This window comes from Bradyrhizobium sp. LjRoot220 (genome assembly GCF_964252915.1).
Taxonomy (GTDB): Bacteria; Pseudomonadota; Alphaproteobacteria; order Rhizobiales; family Xanthobacteraceae; genus Bradyrhizobium.
Genome location: NZ_CAXUPS020000024.1, coordinates 1 through 3057 on the forward strand (window position 1 = coordinate 1; position 3057 = coordinate 3057).

Annotated in this window: 2 protein-coding genes; both read right to left on the reverse strand. The window is 65.1% G+C overall.

The window, feature by feature from the left end; translation table 11 throughout:
- The coding region (locus ACSQ84_RS35915; protein WP_436216493.1) for a beta strand repeat-containing protein at nucleotides 1-2226 on the reverse strand (2226 nt) is incomplete at its 3' end.
- Between the two features lie 194 nt (nucleotides 2227-2420).
- Nucleotides 2421-3057: autotransporter outer membrane beta-barrel domain-containing protein (locus ACSQ84_RS35920; RefSeq protein ID WP_436216494.1), on the reverse strand; the 637-nt coding region annotated here is incomplete at its 5' end.

The window sequence follows — 3057 nt, forward strand, 5'->3', positions numbered from 1 at the left end:
CGCGAACACGGGCACCACCGGCGGCGCCTTGGTGTAGATCGCCGCCAGCGCATCATTGGGCTTGCGCTTGGCGGCATAGGCCAGCGTTTGCTCGTCGGCGAACGCATTCGGGTTACCGCCAGCGCTAATGGGATCGCCGCGGCCGGCAATGAACGGGTCGGTCATCACGCCCATGAACAGGTTCATCGCGTTGAACGTGGTCTGCTGCGATCCGGTCGCGGTCTCGCCCGAGATTTGCGTCAGCCCTGCGGGCGTCAATCCGCCGAACACGATTGGAATGCCGCCGGTGGTGTTGAAGAAGTTGACGATGGCGTTGCCGACATTCTGCTGGTTGATGTTGAGGCCCGTGCCTGGCGGCGGCACGAAGATCAGCGCCAGGTCGAGATAGGCATTGTTGGCGTCGTAACTGAGGCTCGATTTGAATCCACCCGGCAGGTTGGTGTTGACGACCGATCCGAACGTGCCGCTGACGCTGCCGGCGTTGAGGATCGTGTATTTCTTCTCGACATAGGTTCCGGCTGCAAAATTCGCATTCACGGTCGCGCCGCCCAGCGTCGCTGCGCCGGTGACGTTGGTGCGATCGGCATTGGCCGGCGAGATCTCGACCAGATAGCTCGACGCCGCCGCGAACACGAGACTGCCCTGCACCGTCAACAGCCCGATCGAATTGCCCGGCGCCAGCGTGCCGCCGGTGTTGATGGTGGTGTTGCCGACCGTGCCGTTGCCGCCGAGCGTTGCGCCGGCATTCACCGTGGTCAGCGCCGACGACGCGATCGAGCCGTTCACCGCAAGCGTGCCTGCGTTCACCGTCGTGTTGCCGGTGTACGTGTTGATGGCGGTGAGGTTGAGCGCGCCGGCGCCGTCTTTCCGCAGCGCACCGGTGCCTGAGATAACGCCGTCGAACTGGACCGCGTTCGAGCGGTTGAAGGCGAGCGTGCCGCTGTTGGCGACGTCGCCGAGGATCGAGCCGGTCGTGCCTCCGGCTCCGAGTTGCAGGGTCGCACCCGTCTGGATCGTCGTGCCGCCGGCATAGGTGTTGGTGCCGGAGAGGACGAGCAGGCTGGTGCCAAAGGCCAATACCCCCGGCGTCGCGACGGTGAGGACTCCGACGCCGGTGATCACCCCGCTCGACTGGCCGCCGCCGGCGAGCAGCGAGGCGCCGCTGATGACGACGGTGCCGGCCGACTGAAGATTGGCGACAAACCCGCCGCCTGGAGCGGCGAAGTCGACAGTGGCACCGGCGGCGATGTTCGTGGCGGTTGCGTTGGCCGCGAAGAAACCGAGGGTGTTGTTGGTGCCGCGCAACGTGCCGCCGAGGACGTCCAGCGTGTAGTTCGGCACGCCGATGACGCCGCCGCCCACGGCCGACCAGACCACGGTGCCGGTGCCGCCTGCTTCGCCGAATTGGATCCGCGTGGCGCCGTTGCCGGCGGTGAACCCGCCCGTGAGGGTCAAGGTCTGGCCGTTGGCCGCGCTGATGTGGGAGGTCCCGCCGCCGTTGACGAGGATGATGTTTGCGAGCGTGCCGGTGACAGTCGAGCGCAAGGCGCCGGCGTCGAAGGCCACATTGCCCGTGCCGAGCGCGGTGGCGTTCCCGATCTCGAGCGTGCCGGCCGTGAGCGTGGTGCCGCCGGTGTAGGTGTTGGCCTGATTCAGAGTAACGGTGCCGGGACCCGCGACAGTCAGTGCGCCGGCGCCAGCGACCAGGCCATCCACTCTCAGACGTGCTGCGGAGCTGGCCGTGGTGATCACCGTATTGGAATTCAGTTGCAGCGTTCCGACGCTGGCAAAGTCGCTTACGAAATTGCTGCTCTGCACATTGATCGCCGCCGACCCTGCACTGACCTGCATGATCAGCGTACCCCCTCCAATGGTATAGCCGCTGTTGGCGATGGAACTATCGAGGTTTAGCGTACCGACCGTGAACGGACCGCCGGCCAGACCAACGCCGAAGCTGGTGCCGGGACTGACCGCGTTGAACGTCGCAGTTGCGTCGATCGCATTGGGAACGGTGGCGGGAGTCCATTCGGCCGCGTTGCTCCAGAACCCGGTATTTCCATTCCAGGTCTCTGCAGCGGCACGTTCGGTGAGCGCCACATCTGTCAGCACGGCGGCTGCGGCGCTGAACGCCCCTATCGCAATGGGGCGAACGAGCCGTGCGAGCGATCCCGTCAGTGCGGTGTCCGACTTGGCGCGATGGCGCGTCTTGAGCAGCTGCTGCGCCACGGCGATTTCCCAATAAACAAATATAATGCGCGATTCAGGCTTCGAGCCTATCGGCGGCGGGAATGGGCAACAATGGGATGGAACCGGACTAAACCACTTAGAATGGATGTGCGCTAATTCGGCAACATGGTTCGTTGCCAGGTTTTGGCCTCACGCCCTGCGCCCTCGCGGCCGTCCCACCCCAATTGCCAGTATCACCAGGCGTAACGCACGACGCCCTTGCCGGCGTAGCTCTCGGTCACGTTCGAGAACTCGCCCTCAAACGTGCCGGCGATCGACCAGCCGTTGATCCACTTCATTTCGGCCGAGCCGGTCACGAGTGCGGCGTCCGCGGCCTGTCTTGCGCCGTTCACAACGAACGACGCACCCGGCAGCGTCTGGAACGTGGCGGCGATGGCCCGGTCCGGGTTGAAGTCATGCGCCCAGGCGGCGCGGCCGCGCAGGGTGAAGATGCCGTTTTGCACCGCGAAGGATTTGTCGGTGCGCAGGCCGAGTTCGCTGCGGGTGGCGGTGACGCTCTTGGAATTGTAGGCGAGCGCAAATGTGTTGGCGCCGACGATCGCCTGCTCGGCATAAGCAGGCAATTCGAACGTGGTGAATTGCCCGGCAGCGTATGGCGTCCAGCCGAAGCCGTGGGACACGAAGCGATAGCCGCCTTCGATGCGGCCTGACCAGGCATTGGCGTTGAACTGCGCGCGCAACTGGTCGACACCCGCAACCGTCACCGTGCGATCCGTGGTGACATCCTGCCAGCCATAGGCCAGCGCGCCGCTGATGTAGGCCGGACCGACATTGTGCCGGATGAACGCGCCGGCCTGGAACAGGTCGGAT